This window comes from Rhizobium sp. CB2179, assembly GCF_057653455.1.
Map to the genome: position 1 here is coordinate 341927 of NZ_JBYGKR010000003.1, position 21250 is coordinate 363176.

At 59.2% G+C, this 21250-nt stretch carries 19 protein-coding genes; 13 read left to right on the forward strand and 6 right to left on the reverse strand.

Annotation, left to right across the window (positions count from 1 at the left end):
• Nucleotides 1-2 precede the first annotated feature (2 nt).
• Nucleotides 3-671 carry a response regulator transcription factor gene (locus AC244Q_RS30105; protein WP_128407883.1) on the reverse strand — a complete coding sequence of 223 codons (669 nt, stop codon included), beginning with the start codon at nucleotides 669-671 and terminating at the stop codon, nucleotides 3-5.
• Nucleotides 672-921: 250 nt separating this feature from the next.
• On the opposite strand from AC244Q_RS30105, the gene AC244Q_RS30110 reads away from it, so the two are divergent.
• Nucleotides 922-3762 carry an ATP-binding protein gene (locus AC244Q_RS30110; protein ID WP_128407884.1) on the forward strand — a complete coding sequence of 947 codons (2841 nt, stop codon included), beginning with the start codon at nucleotides 922-924 and terminating at the stop codon, nucleotides 3760-3762.
• Between the two features lie 704 nt (nucleotides 3763-4466).
• Here the strand turns inward: AC244Q_RS30110 and AC244Q_RS30115 are convergent.
• Nucleotides 4467-6758: an FdhF/YdeP family oxidoreductase gene (locus AC244Q_RS30115; protein ID WP_128407886.1), complete on the reverse strand. Its 2292-nt coding sequence runs from the start codon at nucleotides 6756-6758 to the stop codon at nucleotides 4467-4469.
• 768 nt (nucleotides 6759-7526) lie between these two features.
• Here AC244Q_RS30115 and AC244Q_RS30120 point away from each other — a divergent pair.
• From AC244Q_RS30120 to AC244Q_RS30165, 10 genes are all read left to right on the forward strand, one after another.
• On the forward strand, nucleotides 7527-8069 hold the full coding sequence (locus AC244Q_RS30120; RefSeq protein ID WP_017996534.1) for a VOC family protein: 543 nt from the start codon (nucleotides 7527-7529) through the stop codon (nucleotides 8067-8069).
• A gap of 174 nt (nucleotides 8070-8243) precedes the next feature.
• Nucleotides 8244-8957 (forward strand): SDR family NAD(P)-dependent oxidoreductase, encoded by a 714-nt coding sequence (locus tag AC244Q_RS30125; protein ID WP_012763344.1) that lies wholly within the window; start codon nucleotides 8244-8246, stop codon nucleotides 8955-8957.
• Nucleotides 8958-9027: 70 nt separating this feature from the next.
• Nucleotides 9028-9660, forward strand: coding sequence for a DsbA family protein (locus AC244Q_RS30130; protein ID WP_017996532.1), 633 nt, complete (start codon nucleotides 9028-9030; stop codon nucleotides 9658-9660).
• 36 nt (nucleotides 9661-9696) lie between these two features.
• Nucleotides 9697-9933 (forward strand): tautomerase family protein, encoded by a 237-nt coding sequence (locus AC244Q_RS30135; RefSeq protein ID WP_012763342.1) that lies wholly within the window; start codon nucleotides 9697-9699, stop codon nucleotides 9931-9933.
• A gap of 311 nt (nucleotides 9934-10244) precedes the next feature.
• Nucleotides 10245-10634, forward strand: a complete 390-nt coding sequence (locus tag AC244Q_RS30140; RefSeq protein ID WP_012763341.1) for a tautomerase family protein — start codon at nucleotides 10245-10247, stop codon at nucleotides 10632-10634.
• A gap of 148 nt (nucleotides 10635-10782) precedes the next feature.
• Nucleotides 10783-11484, forward strand: a complete 702-nt coding sequence (locus AC244Q_RS30145) for a type 1 glutamine amidotransferase domain-containing protein (RefSeq protein ID WP_012763340.1) — start codon at nucleotides 10783-10785, stop codon at nucleotides 11482-11484.
• 779 nt (nucleotides 11485-12263) lie between these two features.
• Nucleotides 12264-13712 (forward strand): hypothetical protein, encoded by a 1449-nt coding sequence (locus AC244Q_RS30150; RefSeq protein WP_128407887.1) that lies wholly within the window; start codon nucleotides 12264-12266, stop codon nucleotides 13710-13712.
• Complete coding sequence (locus AC244Q_RS30155; protein WP_003554102.1) at nucleotides 13690-14514, forward strand: hypothetical protein; 825 nt, start codon at nucleotides 13690-13692, stop codon at nucleotides 14512-14514. The genes AC244Q_RS30150 and AC244Q_RS30155 overlap by 23 nt, the downstream gene beginning before the upstream one ends.
• Nucleotides 14514-15719 carry a hypothetical protein gene (locus tag AC244Q_RS30160; protein ID WP_003554101.1) on the forward strand — a complete coding sequence of 402 codons (1206 nt, stop codon included), beginning with the start codon at nucleotides 14514-14516 and terminating at the stop codon, nucleotides 15717-15719. The genes AC244Q_RS30155 and AC244Q_RS30160 overlap by 1 nt, the downstream gene beginning before the upstream one ends.
• Nucleotides 15704-16678, forward strand: coding sequence for an OmpA family protein (locus tag AC244Q_RS30165; protein WP_128407888.1), 975 nt, complete (start codon nucleotides 15704-15706; stop codon nucleotides 16676-16678). Before AC244Q_RS30160 ends, AC244Q_RS30165 begins: the two co-directional genes overlap by 16 nt.
• On the opposite strand, the gene AC244Q_RS30170 is transcribed toward AC244Q_RS30165, so the two are convergent.
• From AC244Q_RS30170 to AC244Q_RS30180, 3 genes are all read right to left on the reverse strand, one after another.
• Nucleotides 16679-17422, reverse strand: a complete 744-nt coding sequence (locus tag AC244Q_RS30170; RefSeq protein ID WP_128407889.1) for a thermonuclease family protein — start codon at nucleotides 17420-17422, stop codon at nucleotides 16679-16681.
• 210 nt (nucleotides 17423-17632) lie between these two features.
• Entirely contained in the window at nucleotides 17633-17938 is a 306-nt protein-coding gene (locus tag AC244Q_RS30175; RefSeq protein ID WP_003548855.1) for a hypothetical protein, read from the reverse strand.
• Nucleotides 17939-18392: 454 nt separating this feature from the next.
• On the reverse strand, nucleotides 18393-18827 hold the full coding sequence (locus tag AC244Q_RS30180) for a hypothetical protein (RefSeq protein WP_012763335.1): 435 nt from the start codon (nucleotides 18825-18827) through the stop codon (nucleotides 18393-18395).
• 205 nt (nucleotides 18828-19032) lie between these two features.
• Between AC244Q_RS30180 and AC244Q_RS30185 the strand changes: the two genes are divergently transcribed.
• The gene (locus AC244Q_RS30185) at nucleotides 19033-19929 is read left to right on the forward strand and encodes a GGDEF domain-containing protein (RefSeq protein ID WP_128407890.1); all 897 of its coding nucleotides are present in this window, start codon (nucleotides 19033-19035) and stop codon (nucleotides 19927-19929) included.
• A gap of 9 nt (nucleotides 19930-19938) precedes the next feature.
• Here the strand turns inward: AC244Q_RS30185 and AC244Q_RS30190 are convergent, their stop codons facing one another.
• Nucleotides 19939-20082 carry a hypothetical protein gene (locus tag AC244Q_RS30190; protein WP_164902389.1) on the reverse strand — a complete coding sequence of 48 codons (144 nt, stop codon included), beginning with the start codon at nucleotides 20080-20082 and terminating at the stop codon, nucleotides 19939-19941.
• A 208-nt stretch (nucleotides 20083-20290) separates the two neighbouring features.
• On the opposite strand from AC244Q_RS30190, the gene AC244Q_RS30195 reads away from it, so the two are divergent.
• Nucleotides 20291-21211, forward strand: a complete 921-nt coding sequence (locus AC244Q_RS30195) for an ArdC family protein (protein WP_487764157.1) — start codon at nucleotides 20291-20293, stop codon at nucleotides 21209-21211.
• Nucleotides 21212-21250: the final 39 nt, after the last annotated feature.

Sequence of the window (21250 nt, forward strand, 5' to 3'; positions counted from 1 at the left end):
CCTCAGAACGCCGAAAGTTCGTTCGCGACGGAGCCTGACGCGGGGCCGAGCCTTGCGGCCATATACAAAAGGTCAGGAAGTGTTCTGGCGTTCATCTTTCTCATTAGCCGGCCACGATGAGCTTTGACGGTGATCTCGCTAATGTTCAACTTGAAGGCCACCTGCTTGTTCAGCAAGCCTTCCACCACGAACTTCATGACTTGCCGTTCTCGCGGTGTCAGCGTGAGAAAATAGGCTTCCAAACGGTTCGCCTCGTTGAACGCACGAATAGATGCGTTTACCTCCTCCGCAATTACGGCGGGATCATCCTGCTTGGGGAGGAAGGTCACCCGGAATCTGGTTGTGGCAACAGACGTGGCCGGACTGCCGCTAGGGGTGACGACGATGATTGGGCAGTGCACGGCGTAAGAACAAATCAATCGCGCTAGATCTGCAACCGGCAGATCGGCCATGCTTGCGTCAACAAGGATGCAGTTGAAGCGTCCAGATTGGGCACCGCTGAGCAAGTCGTGCGCTGAGGTGAACCGTTGTAGTCGCCGGCCCATGCTCGAAATATGTAGATGCAAATTGGGATCGAATTCGGTGCCGTTATCCAATACGGCGACCAAAGCATCGCTGTAGAGTGTTGTCGCCATTGTCGAGAGATCAGTCGGTTTTTTTGTGGGGAACATGCCATTCGTCCTCATCGATCGTGCACGCGACGTGCTGCGGCTGGGAGATTGTTATGAATGCTTCACGCTGCCTCGTAATGAAGGTGCTCCGCGATTTTTAAACCAGCACGCATGCGTTCGCGACTTAAGTGGTGTGAGAGATCCTGAAAAAAGCTGAAGTATTCCCTTATCAGTTGTTGAAGTGCCCTTGGCGCAATCTGCCCCTCTGTGATTTTATCGATGCGGTTGAACCAGATAGATTCGGGTCGCTTTGGGACAGATTGAGATAGGCCTCTTCGAGCACTCCGGATGGGAGCTTGATCTCGAAAAGCGAGAGCTGCGTGCGATGGGCGCTCCGGTACCGCTCGGCAGTCGCGCGTTCGAAATCCTCGAAACACTTGCAGTTTCTTCGGGTAGGATCGTCACGAAAGACGAGCTGATGAAGCGCGTCTGGCCTGGAATGGTCGTCGAGGACAACACCCTCCAGGTTCATATCTCTGCAATAAGGCGCGCGCTTGGAAAGGACCGAGACTTGCTGCGTACCGTGTCCGGTCGCGGATATCGACTACTCGGCGAGTGGACGGAACCCGAAAAGCGGTTTGCCGATCCGACGTCCGCCACGCTCGTGCGGTCGAGCGAACGAGAGGATTTTGTTACTAACATCCCCTCGGCAGCGTCCGAGCTGATCGGCCGTCAGGCTGCAATTTCTCATATCGTGACGCTCATGTCGGCCTATCGAATTGTAACCCTGACGGGACCCGGTGGGATAGGGAAAACCGTGCTCGCGTCCGAAGTCGCCCGCCGCCTGCAGCCGACGATCGATGGGGATGCATTTTTTGTGGAGCTGGTTTCCCTCTCGGATCCAAATCTTGTTCCCACTACACTTGCACAGGCTCTCGATCTGCGCCTTCAAGGCGACGACGTCTCTGCCGAGCTCGTTGCGCGGGCAATTGGTAACCGGAAAATGTTGCTTCTAATCGACAATTGCGAACATGTTGTCGATGCAGCTGCCGAGATGGTCGAGGCGATGCTGCGCGCCTGCCCGAACGTTTCGGTTCTCGCAACGAGTCGGGAACTTCTCAGGATCGAGGGGGAGTTTACATATCGTGTTCCCCCGCTTGATGTGCCCGCGAACGAAAAGGTTGGTGATCCGTTAACGCACAGTGCGGTTCAGTTGTTTGTCGCCCGAACGAGGGCGTTGCAGTCCGACTTTACGACGAGCAGGGACAGGGTCTCGATTATCGCGGGTATTTGCCGGCATCTGGATGGAATTCCCCTGGCCATAGAGTTCGCCGCCGCGCGTGCTGCCACGTTGGGGCTTCAACAGATCGCCGGCCGATTGGATGACCGTTTCGTTCTTCTGACCGGCGGACGCCGTACTGCCTTGCCTCGACACCGCACGCTTCGGGCCGCGCTCGATTGGAGCTATGAACTATTGCCCGAAGGAGAGCGTCGCCTTCTGCACAGTCTCTCCGTATATCCCGCAGGGTTTACCTTGGAGGCCGCGATGGCCGCCAGCGGGGAGGACGAGGAAGAGACCGCACTCGGGCTCTCGAACCTCGTCACGAAATCGTTGGTGACCTTCGACGGAACGGAGGCAGCCCCGCGGTGGCGTCTTCTGGAGACGGTGCGGGTCTATTCGCTGGAAAAGCTTGGAGGGGGCACCGACTATCGAATGACGATGAGGCGGACCACGGCCTTCTTCCATTCGTTATTTCAGCCATTTTCGAGTGAAGACTCGCTGCAGTTGGCAATCGATGGTCTGGGGCCGTATCGCCGAGAGATCGATAATCTCCGAGCCGCTTTGACCTGGGCGCTTTCTCCAGAGGGCGATGGAAAGCTCGGAGCAGGCCTCGCCGCAATTGCCTCCGATTTCTGGACCGCGACCTCGCTCGTGTCCGAGTCAGGCGAATGGGCTAAAAAGGCGCTCTCCTGCCTCGAAGGAGAGGAGGGGGGGCGTACGGAACTGGTCCTACAGTGCGCCCTGGGCTTCGCGATGATTTATACGCAGGGTATGAGCGAGCAAGGTAGAGCGGTGCTCGCACGCGCCCTAACACTCGCTGAAACGTTGGATGACCAGGACTACCGGCAACGCGTTACTTGCGCCCTCTGGCTTTTTAGCGCTCGATCGGTGGAGTTGGATGATGCGCTTGTTTACGCGCAAGAATACGGGAAAGGCGCTGGCGGAGGCGATGCGAGGTCACGCGCCACGGCAGCTTGGCTGTCGGGCATCCCGCAGACCTATCAGGCTCACCACGTGGAAGCTCATGACCGGCTTGATTGGGCGGCGAGGAATTCGCCGCCCAACAATCGTCGTACCGATATGCTTAGGCTCGGGGCGGACATTCGGACGTCCTCAATGGCTCATGACACCGTCAACTTGATCTCGTTGGGCCGATTGGAGGTGGCTTCTCAAGCATCCGAAGACTCAGTCGATGAAGCCCGTGCAACCAAGCAACCATTCGTATTTTGCGTCGCGTTGGCCTGGGCGTCCGCCTTCGTGTCACTCAGTCTGGACAACGAAGCGCGAGCACGCCACTGGGGCGAAGAACTCACTGCACATGCACTACAGCATGGTCTGAAACCGTTCTACGCAGTTGGCATATGCGTCCGAGGCAGCCTGGCGTCGCGTTCAGGCTCGCCCGCGGAGGGGATCGACGCTCTTCAAGCCGGCATTCGAGACATGCAAGAATCCTCGTATCTACTGTTCTATCCGTTTTTCATGTGTGAACTCGCAGCCGCGTTGCAGGCGGCCGGACGTCTGGACGAGGCGCTCTTGGAGATCGACAGAGCACAGAAATTTTCAGTGGAAAAAAGCTACCGCTGGATAATGCCCGAACTTCTACGAAAGAAAGGCGAGATCATCGCAGCACAAGGTGCGAACGAGAGCTTAGCCGTAGACCTCTTTCGGGAGGCTGGCCTAAGAGCATCCGCTCAAGGCGGTTTGTATTGGGAACTTACAGCGGGCATGAGCTACGCGGAATATCTGGCCAGCCGCGGTGATCTTCGAGCGGCACAAGAAATCCTTCGTCCCGTCTACGAGCGGTTCCGCGAAGGACTGTCTACCCCTCGACTTTTGCAGGCGAAGAGGTTGCTCGGCGCGAAGCAATGAGCTTCGTAGATCTTTGACTGATGCTTCGACGCGGCTTCGAAACTGCACGGCCACGTTGTTGCCCGCTCGCTGACGAAGCCTGGGAATACGAAAGTATTGGCAATACCTATGTGCAACAGCTTCCCTCTCTGCTGGTTGCCATAGTGGGCTCCTAGCCAGGCCGTTTGTCGGCGGGTGTCAGGAGAACACTATGTCTCACAGGAACCGCAAGCCGTCGGGCAGTATCTTCCCAGGCGTCGCAATCTTATTCGCAATGGCAGCTCTGGTTGGCGCCCTGGTGTCGATACAGCGGCCAGCGGCTCCGATCCGCGTCTGGGTACCTGCCCAGTCCGGTGAATCCCGTTTAGGCGGGGAAAAATCGCTCTCTACGAGCTCACCAGTGTGGGCCGGCTGCAATCCGTCGAATCCTGTATAACCTATAGTATCAAGGGCGCCGATATGATGAAGCTGCATTACAGCATGTGCGGGGCAGTGCTAAGCTCGGAGCACGTGTCCATGATGCGTGGTCTGCTCAAGGAGCATTGCGAGAACCGACAGTACGATAGACAAAGCCCCGAAGCCGAGGATGCGGCGAGGGGCCTTCTTTGGTGGTACCAGAACGGAGTGACCGAGCAAGAGAGGCTCAGGCACCTACTCGCGATCAGCGTGGTTCGCGGGTCTTGAGGCAGCCTACAAACTGACGCCTCCAGCCGTCTCGGTGTTTGTCAATCTGCGAGTTTCACCCTGACTGGCACTCCCTTGTAGGACGGCGTACCGGACTGGCGATCGAAGTGTCGGAGCGAGATGACGACGTTCATCTCTGGATAGTAGCCCGCGATGGAACCCTTCGGAATGTCGTAGGCTACCGCCGTGAAACCGCTAACGAGATGGTTGTCATCAACCTCGCCAATGAGCCCTCGGACCTCGATGCGATCGCCGTCCTTAAGGCCTCGACCCGCGAGATCTTCCGCATTCATAAAAACCACGTCGCGCCGACCGAATACGCCGCGATAACGATCGTCCAATCCGTAGATGGTGGTGTTATATTGATCGTGACTTCGAATAGTCGTCAGCATCAAGGCGCCTTCGCTCTCGGCGGGCGTATCCTCGGAGAGACCGGGAGACGGGAGGAACTTCGCCTTTCGCTCAGGCGTGTTCCACCGGCGAAATGAAGCAGCGACGTCAAGTCTAAAGCCGCCCGGTTTGCGCACGCGAGTATTGAATTCGTAGAAGTCGGGAAACACCTCCTCGATCTTGTCGCGGATGTGGTCGTAGTCCGCTACCATGCCCTCCCAGTCTATGCCATATCGGTCACCAAGCGTAGCTCTTGCAATCCCTCCGATGATTGCCGGCTCGGATCGGACAAGTTCGCCAGGTGGGTGAAGAAACCCTCGCGAAGCGTGAACCATGGACATCGAATCCTCGACAGTGACCGCCTGGCGGCCGGATGCCTGGATATCGAGGTCCGTCCGTCCTAGACACGGCAGAACGAGAGTGGTCTTCGCGGTCAGCAGATGGGAACGGTTGAGCTTCGTTGCGATATGGACGGCCAGATCGAGGTTCCGCATTCCCGAAAATGTGGCCCCGGAATCGGACATCGCGACCGCGAGGTTGCCGCCAAGACAGATCATGGCCTTCGCTCGGCCATCGATGGCGGCCTCAACGGCCTCGATCGCGTTGTGACCTTTGTCGCTCGGAGGGCGAAAACCAAAGGCGCGTTCCATGCCATCGAGTAGCGCCTTGTTGGGAATTTCGGTTATTCCTACCGTCCGATCTCCTTGAACATTGGAGTGGCCTCGGATGGGCGCGATTCCCGCACCCTCTCGACCAATGTTTCCTCGCAGCATCAGGAGGTTCGCGATGTGCTGGACGTTGTACGTGCCCTTGGCGTGCTGTGTGATGCCCATGCCATAACAGACAATTACGTTCCTCGCGTTCGCGTAGACGTCGGCAGCGCTCTCGATGGCCTGCCGGGTTAGGCCACTGATCGCGACTATCTCTTGCCAACTGGTCGCATCGATATCGGCACGTAGGATGTCGAAGCCAGAGGTATGTTCTTCGATGAAGGGCCGATCAAGTATGCCAATGCCGCCTGCAGCGAGACTTGCCGCGTCGCGTTCGAGCACCGCCTTCATCATACCTTTCAAAACGGCCAAATCCCCGCCGACACGGACTTGGTGGTAGGCCGAAGCGATCGGCGTTGAGGACATGGTGACCATCTCTACCGGATCTTGAGGCGCGGCGAACCGCTCAAGCGCGCGCTCCTTCAAGGGGTTGAAGACGATGATTGGAACGCCTCGGCGCGCCGCCTCATGCAATGTCGTCATCATGCGCGGATGGTTCGTGCCCGGATTGTGCCCAAAGCTGAAGATCGCGTCCGCATGATCGAAGTCTTCGAGCGTGACGGTTCCCTTGCCGACGCCGATGGATTTCGGAAGCCCCACGCTGGTGGCTTCGTGACACATGTTTGAGCAGTCGGGAAAATTGTTGGTGCCATAGGCGCGGACGAATAGCTGATAGAGGAACGCTGCTTCGTTCGAGGCACGGCCGGAGGTGTAGAACTCGGCCTGGTCCGGATCGTCGAGCTTGTTCAACTCGGCTGCGATCAGCGCAAATGCCGCATCCCACGCGATCTGTTCGAAGTGATCGGTGCCTTGGTCGTACCACAACGGCAGAGTCAGGCGGCCGGCGTCTTCGAGCTCATGATCCGTCCACGTCCAAAGCTCGGACCGGCTATGCTGCCTGAAGAACTCGGCGTCGGTTCGCTTCGCGGTGGATTCCCACGTAATCGCCTTGGCGCCGTTTTCGCAGAATTCGAACGACGACGTGTGCTTGGGGTCGGGCCATGCGCAGCCTGGGCAGTCGAATCCCTCCGGCTGGTTGGCCTTGAGTAGAGTTTTGCTGCCTTGCGCGACGATCTGCTGGTGGGCCAGCGTCTTCACGACGGCCTTAAGCGCGTCCCAGCCGCCAGCCGGGTGGTCGTAACGTTCGATTCCATCCGGACGGTTGTTCTTCATGACAGTTCCTTCATCGCTGGTGGTTTGTCTGATAGATATTGGTCGCCAGATCCGCGTGAGCGCACGCGACGCCTGCTTAGGAAGTTCGACTTCAAAAAAAGGCCGTCTCCGGGCGGGTGGAGACGGCCTTGGCGGAGCCTTGGAGGATCCGCGCGCTCCAACAGAGGGGAGGAGTGCTGGAGCGCTGTGCTCCTGAGAGCTTCTCGCCCTGGAGGGGTGGGGCGATGAGTAAAGCTAACTCGTTCACGCAGCCCGCATAAGTGCACTTTGGTATTGGACGTTCGCTGCCTCAAGCGACGGTCGTGAATGCTCGGACAGCTTTACGAGGGACGTTGCTCTGGGTCACGTGCCATTTCGTGCTGGTAAGCAAACCAGCCTGTGGCTTCCCTGTTTCTGACCTTGGTGCGAAGAGCCTCGATCGCGAGGCCGAGGTGTCTGCCTCGTTCGTGCAGTTCTCCTGCGGTGCTGAGTGGAGGCTCGGACGGTTCGGCTATTATTTTCGTGTTTGACATTTGTCTCGCCTGTTCTTGCGGTGCCGCGTTGGGTTTCGTCGCAGCCCTTTGGCGCTACGCAGGGAGGCTTATGATGAATCCCTCGGCTCGACGGGGCTACGGTACGATGGTGTCGTACATCCAACCTACGGCGTCCTGGCCGCTTCCAAGCCGTCGATACCTAAGTGCAATGGCAGGCGTGGTGCGAGTTCATAAGCTTGGGACGCGTGTCGCCACCTTTAGGATCCGTCGGCGACCATCTCAAAGGAGCACTGATATGGATAGCGAACTGAGACCATCCAGCAAGGAAGCCCCGCAGTCCCTCTCGGGAGTTGCGATGACACTCGAGCTTGCGGTGATCGCCGTCTCCGACGTCGACCGAAGCAAACTTTTTTATGCAGCTCTCGGATGGCGTTTCGATATTGATTTTCAAGGCGACGACTACCGCATCGTGCAGTTCACTCCGCCTGGATCTGGATGCTCCGTGATGTTCGGGCAGAATATAATTACGGCCCCCTCTGGTTCATCGCGGGGATTGCACCTGGTCGTTTCGGATCTGCCGGCAGCACGTAGCGATCTCCTATCTCGAGGCGTCGAAACGAGCGAGCCATTTCATGACGTCGGCGGAATTTTTCATCATTCCAACGGCGTGGGCATCACGGCTGGACTAAATCCGGAGCGGAAAAGCTACGCATCGTATTTCATTTTTCATGACCCGGATGGAAACGAGTGGACTGTTCAGGAGATCACGACCCGCCTGCCGGGGCGCAAGGGAGATACCGCATTTACGAAGGAGCTAACTAAGGCGGTGTGGGGATAGCGAGCTGGTCCACGGCCGCCGACGAGCGCGCTAACAATTATGCCGAAAAACGGTTCAGTGACTGCCGCTGCCTGGCAATTCTCCCGATGGTCGACAGCATCTAAATCAATAGCACCGACGCCGAGGGCGACGGGCGGCCCGACAAGGACCGATGCAATTGAAAGGATGTATATCATGAGCAATCAGCAGAAGGTCGCCGTCATCACCGGTGCATCGCAGGGCATTGGTGAAGGTCTGGTCCGCGCCTACCGCGCGCGGAACTACCACGTCGTCGCTACCTCTCGTTCAATCAAACAAGGGTCCGACGATGGCGTACATGCCGTGGCGGGCGACATCTCCAACTCCGAGACCGCAGAGCGCGTCATCCGCGAGGCGATTGACCGTTTCGGTCGGATCGACACGTTGGTGAACAATGCCGGCGTCTTCACTGCCAAGCCGTTCGTCGACTTCACTCAGGAAGATTATGATCTGAACTTCGGCGTGAACGTTTCGGGCTTCTTCCACATTACGCAGCGGGCTGCGAGGGAGATGCTCAAGCAGGGCTCCGGCCACATTGTCAGCATCACGACCAGCCTCGTAAACCAGCCGGTGTCGAGCGTCCCCACGGCCCTTGCTTCGCTCACGAAGGGCGGTCTTAACGCCGTCACGAAGGAACTGGCGATCGAGTTCGCCAAGACGGGCGTCCGGGTGAATGCCGTGTCTCCTGGCATCATCAAGACCCCGATGCATGCTCCGGAGACCCACGAATTCCTCTCCGCGCTGCATCCCGTCGGCCACATGGGCGAGATCAGCGACATTGTCGACGCTGTGATCTACCTCGAAGACGCAAGCTTCGTCACTGGAGAGATCCTCCATGTCGACGGTGGCCAGAACGCCGGCCGCTGGTAGGTCTCGAATATCACGCGGGCGCGTGGCGTGGATACGCCGCGCGTTCTGCATGCGAGTGAAAGGAAAGACAATGGAACTTGTACTAGCCGCCGATCCGATGTGCTCGTGGTGCTATGGATTCGGCAAACAGATGGGGCTGCTGCTTGAGCGGCGTCCGGACCTATCCCTGAAGATCCTCCTCGGTGGATTGCGCGCGGGCGCGACCGACGTTCTCGATGACGCGGGCAAACAGTTCAGACTGCACCACTGGGCCAAGGTCGAGGAAGCCAGCGGCGTACCGTTCAACCGAGAAGGCCTTCTTGCCAGACAGGGCTTCGTCTACGACACCGAACCCGTGTGCCGTGCGGTGGTGGCCGCCCGCATTATTAGGCCGGAAGCCGATCTTCTGAGCGTCTTCCGGGCATTCCAGCATGCCTTCTACGTCGACGCGCTCGACACGACGGACGGAGCCACATTGGCTGAGACCGGTTCTCGCGCGCTCGCTGAACTCGGTCATCCCGTCAGCTCGGAGGAATTCCTGGCAGAATGGAATAAGCGTAGCACGATCGAAGAAGCCGCAACGGACTTCGCGACGGTGCGAGGAATGGGTGTTTCAAGCTTCCCGACCTTGTTCTTGAACAAGGCTGGAACTCTCAGCAAGGTCGGCGCTGGGTATGCGCATGTCGACGAACTTGAGAAGCACCTCGCTGCAATGGCCGCCTAGCAGATCGACGAAGTCATCGAACAAGGAGAATAGCAAATGCCCATAGTCACCGTGCAAGTAACCCGTGAGGGCACGACCCCAGATCGCGCGTCGGTAACTCCCGAGGAGAAAGCCGCAATCATCGCTGGCGTCAGCCAGGTCATGCTCGACGTCCTCAACAAGCCGCTGGAGTCGACTTACGTGGTGATCGAGGAAGTCGACTTGGACAACTGGGGCTGGGGCGGCCTTCCAACCGTCCAATATCGGAAGAAGAAGGCTGAAGGCAAAGCCTGACCTCACGGTATTCCAGAGGAAGAATATGCACGCCGCCGGTGATCACCGGCGGCGTGTGCGTTTTTCGCTGCCGGCCGGATCTAACTGAACGCAAGGAGCCGAAGCTCTCAGCTCGGCAAACAGGATGCGGAGCATGCTGCGAGCGAAGTGGGTTCATCCCAGCCAGCCGGCGTGCCTGGTGCTGCGGCAAGGATCCGCCATCGCTTCTCCGTGCCGTCGAGGCGTCGGAAATACCATCGTGCAATAGCCTTGGCCCCCTAGCAGGAGGACAGTTCTCAGCGACACTGTTTTCGGCAATTTTGGAGACACCAATGCCTCTCGTCAAAATCCATATCCTGAAAGGTCGTTCGCCACAGGAGGTCGACGTGCTGCTTGATACCATTCACGACGTCGTCGTGGAGACTTTCGGAGTTCCGCGGAGAGACAGATACCAGATCCTTCAAGAGCACGAGGCGTCGAATATTCGCGCGCTTGACACTGGGCTCGACATCACCCGGACCGAGAAGTTCCTACTGCTCGAAATAACCAGCCGCCCGAGGTCTCGAGATGCCAAGGTGGCCTTCTATTCAAGCCTCACGCGTGCGCTCCAGGCTCGCTGCGACGTGGCGCCATCTGACGTGATGGTCTCTCTGCATATCAACTCGGACGAGGACTGGTCGTTCGGCATGGGCAGCGCGCAGTTCCTGACGGGCGAGCTCTGATAGGCACACACGTCTCGGTCTGGTAGGCCCACCAATACCAAGGTATCGGCGATACTAACGTGCACATGCAAATCCGGCTGATCCAAGACATGCTTCCAGTCGTGCAGCCGATCGGCTGCAAATTCAGAAAAGTGGAAGGAGCCTAAGCATGAAGATCCTCATGGTATTCACCTCGCACGACACCCTCGGAAGTACAGGGCGCAAGACTGGTTTTTGGCTGGAGGAGGGCGCCGCACCGTATTACGTCTTCCGCGATGCAGGCGTCGACTTGACACTCGTGTCCCCCAAAGGCGGTCAACCTCCGATCGATCCGAAGAGCGATCTGCCGGAAAATCAGACGCCCGCCATGACGCGGTTCAAGGCCGACGAGGCCGCGCAGAAGGTTTTTGCGAGCACCAAGAAGCTGAGCGAAGCCCGTTCCGAAGATTTCGACGCCGTCTTTTATCCCGGTGGGCACGGTCCCATGTGGGATCTCGTGGACAACCCGGAGTCCATCAAGCTAATCGAGTCCTTTTACAACTCCAGCAAGCCGGTGGCGGCAGTCTGCCACGCGCCGGCCGTGCTTCACCGCGTCACCTATAGAGGCGCTCCGATCGTCAAGGGAAAGCGGGTGACAGGCTTTACCAATGGCGAGGAGGAGGAAGTGCAACTGACGAAGGTCGTTCCTTTCCTTGTTGAGGACGAGCTCAAACGTCTCGGCGGTCTCTATGAGAAGAAGGCGAACTGGGAGAGCTTCGCTATCACCGACGGCATGTTGATCACTGGGCAGAACCCGGCATCTTCCACCGCGGGGGCGCAGGCCCTCATCAAGCTTCTCACCAGTTTGAAAGCCGGCGCCGTCGTCGCCTAGGCTGATCATCGGTAAGCGAAAAAGAGGTCGCCAGATGGTGTATCTGCGGCCTCTTTGTGGGCTCGTGGAGGAACAAGTGGAACGGCCAATTCAGGTTTCTGACAAGGTGGCCGGCTTTGGTTTTGAGAAATGCGCGGCCGGCCTGTTGCGTTGCGCCTGTTGGTCGCCAGCGCACGAGTTTGGACGAGCTCTTGAATGCCTGGCCGAGCATGTGAATTGTCGTCACCCTGCTGGGGGCGCTGAGAGGTCGCTCCACGGGTGCGCCCCAAGCGGAACGGCTTGCCGGGGGCAGTCGGTCCTCGTTGCGAGCGGCGCTCCGCTAACCCTCTTGCGGCTACCCTTTTAACCGGTCAAGCCGTGCGCGAACTGGCGCCGGCGCGGACGCGCCTTCGCCTGGTATGCTCATTGTTTGGAGGGGCGCCTTGCCGTGGCCGGCACGGCCGCGCGTTAAGCTTGGGCCTGCGGCAGCGACCGCCCGCCACGATGCTGTTACGGATTTTTGGCGCCACGTGGCCGATCGCGAGCCATTTCGCTCGGTCGCCGGACAAGTGTTTTCGGACCAACAACGATCGACCATCACCGGCGCGGCTTTGAAAAGGACCGCAGATTGGCCGCGATCTGCCGTGGGCGCGAGCATTTCGTGTATGTTTGGAAAAGATCTCGATTAACCGTATGGCTCGATTAGTATCGGCGAAGGAAACGGACGCTGGACCACGTACAACCGCTGCGATATCCAGTTCAGCAGCATCATTTGGTAAACAAACCACTAAAGGTTTCGCGTGCGCTTTGAAGCATTGAACAGGCTCTGGGAGGGCGTTCGGGAATCCAGCCACGACTTTCGTGCCTCGACCGACATCTTCCCTTCGCTCGATATTGACAAGACCAGTTCCACGCTCGATCTGCGGGCAAAGGGTGCCGAGAACGGCAAGCTTAATCGGCCCGCGCCAAGCGCCGCGTCGCCGGACGAGGTCGAGCAGCGGATAGTCTCTCGGATCGAGGAGGAGAAGGCCGCCTCCTATCAGGTCCTCGAGGATCAATTTCAGACCTTCGAGGGTCGCCTGCGCAATCTCGACTTCGAGGGGCAGTTCGGACTGATCCGGCAAGCCAACGCGTCGAGCGTATCCGACTTCAAGGCCGAGGTGGCAAGTGGCGTCGACGAACTGCACGGGCTGCGCCGCGACCTGAAGGCCGCCGAGGACGAGATGTCATCCTTCAAGGCGAAACACAATCTCGACCGCGCCGCGAAGGTTTCGACCGCCGCCGCGCAGGCGTTCAAGATCGCCCTGATCGTTTTCCTCGTGCTCTTCGAGATGATCATGAATGGAAGCTTTCTCGCCAAGGGAAGCGAGCAGGGGATCGTCGGCGGCGTGACGGAGGCGATCGCGTTCGCCGTCCTCAACATCGGATCGGCTCTGCTGTTCTCGGTTTATTGCGTTCGCTTCCTCGTCCATCGATCCCTGTTTTTCAAGCTGCTCGGGTTCTGTGGGCTGGTCGCCTATATCTGCATCGCCCTGGGCATCAATTTAGCCCTGGCGCATTATCGCGAGGTGTCATCGACCGTTCTTTCCGGAGCCGGCGCGGAAGTCATATCGCGGCTCGGAAACGCGCCGCTGGAGCTTGCCGAACTGAATTCCTGGATGCTCTTCGCCGTCGGACTGCTTTTTTCGATCCTGGCCTTCATCGACGGCTGCTACCTCACGGATCCCTATCCGGGTTTTGCCGGCGTGAGGAAGCGGTTGGACAGCGCGCGTGCGAACTACATCGACCGGAAGCTCGAGCTCATCGACAACCTCCGTGACATAAGAGACGATCACAACGCCAAGATCGAGGAGATCGTGCGCGATCTCAGCGGGCGGCGCCAGGAATGCGCGGCCATCATCGCTCACCGGACGCGGACCGTGGGACTGTTTGCGGAGCATCAGAGCAATCTCGAGCGCGCCGCCAACGCGCTGCTGACGATCTATCGCGACGCGAACCGCGCGGGACGGACGGAACCCGAGCCCGGTTATTTTTCCCATCCCTACAAGCTCGAGCGCCTGGCACCGGTGCTGCGCACCAGCGAGGATTGGGATGACGCGGTCTTGAGCGGTCGAATTCAGGCGGCTCAGGCGGAACTGTCGGAGCAGATTCGCAGGATCGGTGCCGAGTTCGAAGCCGCTGTCGAAAATTATCACAAGCTGGACAACATATTCCCGGAGGCCGGCCTTGGCGCGATCCAGCAGGCGTAGCCGTAGGCGGGGTGGCAATTCCGTCGGACTGATTGTCGGCGCCATCGCCCTTGGCTTGGTGTCTGTCGCCATTATCGGCGCGTTCGGGTGGCTCAAATACAGGGCAAGCAGCACCGTGGCGGTCGACAAGGCCTCCCTTTGCCCGGTCACCGGCGCGACGTCCGAAACCGCCATCCTGCTTGACGTCACCGATCCCATTTCCGACACGACGGCGCTTGATCTCAAGAACCAGTTTCAGCAAATCGTGGCCAGAGTTCCAGTCGGCGGTGCCATCGATATCTATTCGCTGACCGAGAAGGAAGGCGAGCCGGAGCGTACGTTCCACGGCTGCAATCCGGGCAGCGGCGACCTCGCCGATGAATGGACCAGCAATCCACGACTGATCCAGGACCGTTGGGAAAAGGGCTTTCAAAAGCCCCTCGAGGAAATAGCTGGCAGGCTGGCGTCCGGCAAGGCGGGCGATGCCTCGCCGATCATGGCCGGAATCCAGCGGATCAACCTCGAGGTGTTCTCGAGCCTCCCCGCCGGAACGCCCAGGGCCCTGTTCGTCGCCTCCGACATGATCGAACACACGCCGGCGTTTTCGAACTACCGCGACGGTGTCGCCTATTCGAAATTTCAGAAAAGCGAGGCGCGTGATAAGTTCAGGACATCTCTCGACGGGGTGTCGGTGAAGATCCTCGCGTTTCAGCGTCCTAACCTGAAATTCTCCGCCGAGGAACTGGCCGAATTCTGGAAAGAGTGGATCACAAAGAATAACGGCTACTTCGACGGTTTCATCCGTCTGGAAGGAAAACGCTGATGGCCTCGAGAGAGGTGACAAGATCCGCGATCCGCGACTACGGGCCGCTGGTGCTGTTTGCGCTCACAACCATCGGCGGCATGGTGTTCATCTGGACGGCCAAGCTATGGGGATGGTCGACGGCGGTCGTCACCGTCGTCCCGTTGCTGCTGATGGCGACCTACTTTCTAGCTTCCCTGCTATTGGCGGGCTTCCGGCTGCATAACGAGCAGGCCGGCGACAATCTCTACTACATGGGCTTTCTGTTCACGCTCTCGAGCCTCGGGGTGTCGCTCTATCTATTTGCCGGTGAGACCTCCATCGACACGATCGTGCGAAACTTCGGTATCGCGGTGACGTCGACGATTGCCGGGGTGACGCTCCGGATCCTGTTCAACCAGATGCGTCGCGATCCGTTGGACATCGAGCGCAGTGCCAGGCACGAGCTTGCCGAGATGACCAGGCGCGTCAGAACCGAGCTCGATTCCTCGGCCCGGGAGTTTTCGAACTACCGCAGGGTCAGCAACCAGATGCTGTCGGAGGGGTTCGACGAGATCGCCCGCCAGGCCGAGAAGAACGGCGAAGATATTCGCAAGGCGATCGAATCCCTGTCGAAAGAGGCGATCAAGCCCATTCAGGAGGCGGCGCAGCAGCTTTCGGCCATTATCGAATCCCACAATAAGACCATCAATGACAGCAACAACAACGCGGCGGCGAAACTGACCGAAACCACCGGCCAGCTTTCGACGATCATCGATAAGTTCGGCGGCGCGGTGGAAAGCGTCGGGACACGGCTTGGGGAGATACGTGCCCCGGAAGATGTCATCAAGATCGAACTCACGCCGGTCATCGAGTCCATCAGGGAGATGACCGAGGCCCATTTGAAGCGCATGGAGGCGGATACCGAGCGAGGGCGTTCCTATATCGAGCAGACCAAGGAAGCGCTGCAGCCGCTGCAGACCCTTGAAGAAAAGCTCGACCGTATCGCCAACGCTCTTGAGAAGCCCCCGACACCGTTGCCGCCTGAAGCAGGCCCGAGCCCGAGCACGTACGCTGACCGTCCTGAGCCGGCCGTTCCGACGGGGGCTGGTTCGGTCTCTGAGGAAACCGCGATCGACTTGGCCAGTCTTGAAGCCTCGCCAGCCAAACCGGTTGAAGTCGATGATAAGCCGCGACCTGCATCAGCGATCGAGCGTAAGAGGTGGTTCAATTGGCAGCGCACATAGCCGAGACCCCGAAGCTCGAGCATAAGGGCTACAATCGCGGCCTCATTCTGGGCCTGACCATGGCCGAATCCATGCTGCTGCTCGTCTTTTGTCTCCTGCTGGTGGCCGCCGCGCTAGTGACCGCCGAAAGGAAAAAGCGATATGAGGCCGAACGGGTGCTGCGGGTCACCGAGCAAAAGCTGGCGGAGCTCAAGAAGGACAATTTCTACGCGACCGCCCGGGTGGTCGAACTTCAGGCCAGGCTTGGAGCCGGCAACCTCTCACCCGTCGATCGGGAGAAGTTCGAGAAGGAATGGCGCGAACTGATTTCGGCCCGCCAGGCCGTTGATCGCTTGCAGAAAAGCGGGGTCGAGATGTCGGAGCTCGAAAAACTGGCCGCGTTGCGGAAAGTCCTGAACGACAACGGCATAGATGTCGACGCCGCTCCCGCGGAGATCAAAAGGCTTGTCACCGCCAACGCGGCGGCGAAAAGCCCACACGAGTGGCCGCCCATCATCAATCTCAGCGAAGCGGGCGGCTATTATTTCAGGTCAGGCAGCGCCGAGCTGACAAACGAATTTCAGCAGAAACTGGGCACGTCCATCTCCGACCAGATCGCGGATAACCTGTCTCGCTATCAGGTCGACGTCATCGAGGTCATTGGCCATACCGACGAGCAGCCGCTGGCCCGGACAAATTCCAATCTCGACAAAACCTTCATCGATGTCCTGGACAGTAAATTGCCAATCACTGCCCTTGAGCCGGCCGACAACGCCGGTCTGGGACTGGCCCGGGCGATCGCCGTCGCGAATATCCTCAAGGCGAATCCAAAACTGGGGCAAGCAACGGTGCTTCCCATGTCGGCGGCGCAATTGATACTTCCGGGCGATACCGTCACCGTAGGGCAGGCAGGAAATGTCGAGGCCCGGCGACGCATCGAAATCAGGATCCGGAGACGGGCTCAGTCCCTGTCTCCGTGATCAATGGCCCCATTGCGGCGCCCGCCATCCGGCTTTCAGCGCCTGGGCTTCATCACAAAACCAGCGCTCGCCTTTCTTGGTATCGACCTTGGTGCGGTCGTACCAAGGAGACCAAGGCGCATGGTAGATATGGCCGTTTTCGGAGATGTTGCCTTTGATCGGGCAGCCCTTAGGCGCTTGTTGCTCGGCCACGTTCCATCTGTCGGCGCGATATTCCCACGCGGGGATCGTGGAAGCCTGCCAAATCCCCAGGTGTTCGCTGTGGGCCTTTTCCTCGAGTGTGACGTAGTCGGTGGAGTATTTTCGGAATGCCCAGGCGTTGCCCGACGCGACCATTTCGGCATTGATCTCACGCTTTCCGACACGACATACACCCAGCTGTCGTTGATAGATGTCCACTCCGCGATCATCGCAGACGACGTCTCCCGATGCCACCAGTTCCTCCATCGCCGCGATGGCGACCTTGCCGCAGGGCCAATCCCGTCCGGAGAGAGAAGCGCATTTCTGTCCGGCCTCGGGTGCGTCGATTCCGTCGAGCCGAACCGTGATTTGGTCAACAAGGATGGTGTCCCCGTCTATGACCCGCACCGTGGCCGCCGTCGATTCCAGTGGGAATGCCCCGATCGCGAATAGGATGATGACGATCATCCAGCCCGTGTGTCTGAACTTCGTGTTCGCCAATAAGGAGTTGCCTTCTCTGTTCTTCAAAAACGCGTCGCGAGGCGCCCACTTCCTAATTCGCACGCGAAACCCTCATGCCGGCTTAACGCGGGTTTGCCTTCCCGGGAAAGATCAGGAATTCTCCGAGCGTGGCCGATATTTACGCAATGCGAGACATCGCCCATCCCGCTTCAACTCGCGGCGCGACAACGTGAGAACGGGCTCGTTATCCGAGGAAGCCCGTGAAGGGCAAATCCACACCCGCTTGTCACATTGTCCTTGAGCGCGATTTTTTCAGATCCCCGACCCGTCGAGGTTCCGGTCATCGTCGCCCTCCCAGGGTGGGGGTATCGACGTGCGACCAAGGTTGGCCGAAGGCATTGGCATCCAACATTTCAGTTCCGGATCGGCGTATTCGATGATCTGCCCCGGCGAGGAGTCGGATGCCCGCCAGCCTTCTCCCGCGAACTGATCGCCATTCGACCAGTACGCGAGATCGACCTCCGCCGGCCCCTGCTCGGATGGCCGGATCGTGACCAGGATCCGACTACCGTCTTTCGGTGCGCTTGCCATATGGCGCCAACGGTCTGCCTCGTCCATCGTTTCTTCCTCCTGCCTCGCTACAGGAGAATGTCACCTCCCCATCGAAAACGGTCAACTGAAACTTTGCCGAAGCGAGCCATTGACCTGTATGGAAAACAGCGGCCGATCCCGTCGCGGAAACGGGCATTGCCGAGGCCGGAGCAAGGTGACATCGCTGGAGGGTTCGGCGACGCGATTTTGGAGAACGCATCGGATTGCCGTTTTCATGCTCACCGCTGTCGCGGCGACATTGTTCCCCGTTCCACGGATAAGCTGCTGTCGCGCTTCACCATCGCCGCGGCATCCTTGGATCGGATGCCGCGCGAGCGATGTTGGCGACACGTCGTCAGCCCACGGGTGCGAGTGTGGTCGGTTTGAGCTGACGACGTCGGCACGCGTCGAAACGAGGACCAGCCGATGACCCGGCGGCCCTTTCTTCCGAGGCAAGCAACAGCAGCCGCCTTAACCGTGCTTAGCCAAAGAACGCGCGCAGTTGAGCGAAAAACCCACTTGGTTTGGAACCTGACATCTTCCGCAAACGGCGAGCGACGACTGCCGCGCTGACGCGTTCACCGAAATGGCAGAAGCACACGAGATCATGCAATTGCTCGTCGCTGAGTTCGAAGAACCGTTTGGCTTCTCCATAGCTGTCATTTTCCATTCCCGCCGCCCGCAGAATGGGATCAGCGAACGCGACGGAGATGGGCGTGCCGTCATCGCGCAGGGCAAGCCGATCTGAAATCGGCTGATATTCGGTTTCGTGAAGTGTCTTGAGAAACGGTCTGGGGCTGCGTTCGAGACTTTCGGCCCACCGTTCAAGCCGTTCGCGCCGCGTTATTTCGAGGCGCTTGCAGGTCGGGCTGACCGTTGCGATGGTTTTCAACTGATCGAGTGCGTACTGTTCCATTTCGGCCTCCTATCTCCGGAAAAATAGATGGTCCGCCTCCCGAAAACAGCGTCGCTCAGGTCGCGGCCGATGTCCAATCACGATTGAAAACGGACATGTCGTTGACGTTTCCGTAATCACTGGAGGCGCCTTTACTTGCGGGGCGGCTCTTTTCTCATAGGGTTTCCGCGCCATGTCATGCCAAGGCAACCAGGCAGTGTTCGGTATGGACGAAATTTTCGAGCAGCTTCTGCACCTTTCTGGACGCACAGAGACGCTCATTGCCGTCTACGATGGTCATGACCGGCTGCGGTACGCCAACAGAGCCTTTCGTTCTGTCTATTTCATCGAGCCCGATGAAACTCCACTCTGGCCTGATCTCATGCGGCGCAATTTCGAGCTCGCGCGAGGCACTGTCATTCGGACGAGCAATTTCGACGAGTGGCTGCGCTCGACGCAGTCACGCCGCGGCAAGATCGGCTATCGAGCTTTCGAGACGGACCTGTGCGATGGCCGGTGGTTTTGGATGACCGAGGCGGTCCAGAAGAACGGTTGGATGTTGTGCATTGCGAGCGACATCACCAGTTTACGAGTACATGGCAGGACTGTCCGGCAGGATCGGGACCAGGCGATCAAGGCTTCTTACACCGACGAACTCACGGGTGTCGCCAACCGCCGCTTTGTGATGGCACGCGTCGACGACATGCTGACAGCCGCCCGGCACGGAAACAACGGATGCCTTGCCGTATTCGACATCGACAATTTCAAGCACATCAACGATAGGCTTGGTCACCATGCCGGAGATGTCGTCCTGCGCGATTTTGCTCATCGCATTCATCAGAATGTTCGCCGCAACGATTGTTTTGGACGGATCGGCGGAGAAGAGTTCCTTCTCGTGATGCCGGCAACCGGGCCGGAAGACGCCATTGCCATGGTCGAGTGCATGCTGACGGTGATCCGCTTCTCCCGGCCTCTGCCTGAATCACCCGACTTCAGCTACACCTGCTCCGCCGGTATCGCCGCTTGCGCCTCGTCAGACAGCGCTTCGGAGCTTTATCGACGCGCCGATCAAGCGCTCTACGCTGCCAAGTTGAGCGGACGCGACAGGGTGCGCGCGGCGTAGGGACATGGGCTACGCTTGAAGCTCTGTTTGGCCTGTCTTGCACGTCAGTCGCTCGGCCGGGGCAATGGCGATCGTCGGGCCGGCCGGGCAAGCCATCGCCGTCGCGTGCAGCCGTGACGTGAGCGACATGATCCCGGATCGCGGATCTGCCATGTCTGCCTCCGGCTAAACCTCCCCCTTTCGATTGCGGCCATCGCGTCCTGCCCCGGCTTTTGGTCCTGCCAGGCTCGCGCCGCCGGCAACGGCTTTGCCGTCCTCCACTTCGTTGCGGCCCTGCGGGGTGCAGGCAGCGCTTGCAGCCCGGCTTTCGGACCGCCGTAGCAGGTCGCGATGGCCGCGACCTCGAAACGGAGGTTCCAACATGAGCAGGCAGCAATCCAACCAACGAACCGATATCCACAGCCGCATCACCAACACGATCATCGCCGATCTCGAACGGGGCGTGCGGCCATGGACCAAACCCTGGACGACGGGACATGCGGCAAGTGAGGTCGGCCGGCCACTGCGCCACAACGGCCAACCCTACACCGGGATCAACGTCTTGCTGCTCTGGTCGCAAGCCTTCGCCCGCGGCTTTGCCTCATCACGCTGGATGACGTTTCGCCAGGCAATCGAGCTCGGCGGCGCCGTGCGCAAGGGCGAAACCGGCACAACCGTCGTCTTTGCCAGTTCGTTCGTCCGCACCGAGACGACAGACACGGGCAGCGAGATCGAACAGGATGTTCCATTCCTCAAGGCCTACACGGTGTTCAACACCGATCAGATCGCCGGTCTTAACGGCCGCTTTGATGAGATCGCACCTCACCAGGATCCGATGAGCCGCATCGGCGATGCCGGCCGCTTCTTTGCCAATACCGGCGCGCTGATCCGGCACGGAGGATCGGCTGCCTATTATGCCGCTCAGCGTGATTACATCCAGATGCCATGCCTGGATGCCTTCCGGGACGATGCTTCCTATGTCGCCGTCCTCAGCCACGAGATCACGCACTGGACCGCCGCACCGCGACGGCTGGATCGCGATCTCAGCCGCTACGCGAAAGACAGGAGCGAACGTGCCCGCGAGGAGCTGATTGCCGAACTCGGCAGCGCGTTTCTCTGCGCCGATCTCGGCATCGTCCCAGAGCTCGAACCGCGCCCCGACCACGCACGCTATCTCGATGGCTGGCTGAAGGTTCTCGACCACGACAAGCGCGCCATCTTCTCGGCGGCAGCACATGCGCAGCGCGCCGTCGACTATCTGCATTCCCTGCAGCCGGAGCGCAACGAGGAGGAGGCGGCGTAAGCCGTCTCTTCTTCACTCAACTGTCTCTTCCTTCGCTCA

What these genes read in the sequence shown, in the direction of transcription:
- AC244Q_RS30185 (WP_128407890.1), top strand. Translation starts at nt 19,033, where the DNA reads ATGGACGAAATTTTCGAGCAGCTTCTGCACCTTTCTGGACGCACAGAG.
- AC244Q_RS30120 (WP_017996534.1), top strand. Translation starts at nt 7,527, where the DNA reads ATGGATAGCGAACTGAGACCATCCAGCAAGGAAGCCCCGCAGTCCCTC.
- AC244Q_RS30190 (WP_164902389.1), bottom strand. Translation starts at nt 20,082, where the DNA reads ATGGCAGATCCGCGATCCGGGATCATGTCGCTCACGTCACGGCTGCAC.
- AC244Q_RS30195 (WP_487764157.1), top strand. Translation starts at nt 20,291, where the DNA reads ATGAGCAGGCAGCAATCCAACCAACGAACCGATATCCACAGCCGCATC.
- AC244Q_RS30180 (WP_012763335.1), bottom strand. Translation starts at nt 18,827, where the DNA reads ATGGAACAGTACGCACTCGATCAGTTGAAAACCATCGCAACGGTCAGC.
- AC244Q_RS30105 (WP_128407883.1), bottom strand. Translation starts at nt 671, where the DNA reads ATGTTCCCCACAAAAAAACCGACTGATCTCTCGACAATGGCGACAACA.
- AC244Q_RS30130 (WP_017996532.1), top strand. Translation starts at nt 9,028, where the DNA reads ATGGAACTTGTACTAGCCGCCGATCCGATGTGCTCGTGGTGCTATGGA.
- AC244Q_RS30160 (WP_003554101.1), top strand. Translation starts at nt 14,514, where the DNA reads ATGGCCTCGAGAGAGGTGACAAGATCCGCGATCCGCGACTACGGGCCG.
- AC244Q_RS30140 (WP_012763341.1), top strand. Translation starts at nt 10,245, where the DNA reads ATGCCTCTCGTCAAAATCCATATCCTGAAAGGTCGTTCGCCACAGGAG.
- AC244Q_RS30125 (WP_012763344.1), top strand. Translation starts at nt 8,244, where the DNA reads ATGAGCAATCAGCAGAAGGTCGCCGTCATCACCGGTGCATCGCAGGGC.
- AC244Q_RS30145 (WP_012763340.1), top strand. Translation starts at nt 10,783, where the DNA reads ATGAAGATCCTCATGGTATTCACCTCGCACGACACCCTCGGAAGTACA.
- AC244Q_RS30175 (WP_003548855.1), bottom strand. Translation starts at nt 17,938, where the DNA reads ATGGACGAGGCAGACCGTTGGCGCCATATGGCAAGCGCACCGAAAGAC.
- AC244Q_RS30135 (WP_012763342.1), top strand. Translation starts at nt 9,697, where the DNA reads ATGCCCATAGTCACCGTGCAAGTAACCCGTGAGGGCACGACCCCAGAT.
- AC244Q_RS30115 (WP_128407886.1), bottom strand. Translation starts at nt 6,758, where the DNA reads ATGAAGAACAACCGTCCGGATGGAATCGAACGTTACGACCACCCGGCT.